Origin of the sequence: Chromohalobacter sp. 48-RD10 (assembly GCF_029889785.1) — a bacterium.
In the GTDB taxonomy this organism is placed as follows: domain Bacteria; phylum Pseudomonadota; class Gammaproteobacteria; order Pseudomonadales; family Halomonadaceae; genus Chromohalobacter.
Map to the genome: position 1 here is coordinate 1 of NZ_JARANX010000162.1, position 1,047 is coordinate 1,047.

1 protein-coding gene is annotated in these 1,047 nt (G+C 58.5%); it reads right to left on the reverse strand.

Going from position 1 to position 1,047, the window contains the following annotated elements; translation table 11 throughout:
• Nucleotides 1-1,047, reverse strand: a 1,047-nt coding sequence (locus OP496_RS17940; protein WP_280565300.1) for a sodium/solute symporter, incomplete at both ends; no start/stop codon positions are given.

The following is a 1,047-nucleotide window of genomic DNA, read 5'->3' on the forward strand; positions in this document are numbered from 1 at the left end:
CGTTCCAGCCCAGTTCAATCCAGATCATGACGGTGACGGCACCCACGACCATGCCTGCGATGGCGCCAGCGCCGTTCGTGCGCGACCACATCAGCGACAGGATGATGAGCGGGCCGAACGCCGCACCGAAGCCTGCCCAGGCGTTACTGACTAGTCCCAGTACCTGAGAGTTTGGGTCAGATGCAATGAAGGCTGCCACCAGGCCAACCAATACGACACTGACTCGGCCGATGCCGACGCTTTCCTTCTCCGTTGCCTCTTTACGCAGGAACAAGCGGTAGAAGTCCTCGGTCAGTGATGAAGACGCCACCAGAAGCTGGCTGGAAACGGTGCTCATGATCGCCGCAAGCAGTGCGGCATAAAGGAAGCCGGTGATCAGCGGATGGAACAGCAGGTCCGCCAGGATGATGAAGATCGTTTCCGGATCCTCGACCTCCATACCATTGCGGATTGCATAGGCTCGGCCGAATACACCCAGAGAGACCGCACCGATCAGGGAGATGAGCATCCAGCTCATACCGATGTTACGAGCAATCGGCACATCCTTCAGCGATCGAATGGCCATGAAGCGCACGATGATGTGCGGTTGCCCGAAATAACCCAGTCCCCAGGCCACCGCAGACAGCCAACCGATGAAGGTCAGTCCATCCGTCCACGATAGCAGTGTGGGATCGACGTCATTCAGGGTCTGAGTAGCTTGGGCGAAGCCACCGCCACCTTCGCCAAAGAGCACAACCGTCGGCATGATCACCAGCGCCAGCATCATGATGCAGCCCTGCACGAAGTCCGTCATGCTCACGGCCAAAAAGCCGCCGACAACCGTATAGGCAAGTACCACGCCCAGTGTGATGATGACACCCACCGCGTAATCGCTCATGCCGCCGATGTTGATGACACCGGAAAACGCGCTTTCGAACAATTTGCCGCCTGCCACCAGGCCTGAGGCCGTGTACACCGCGAAGAAGACGACGATGACGATAGCGGATACCGTTCTCAGCGACATTGCTCGCGTCGGGAACCGATTGGCCAGGAAAGCGGGAATGGTGA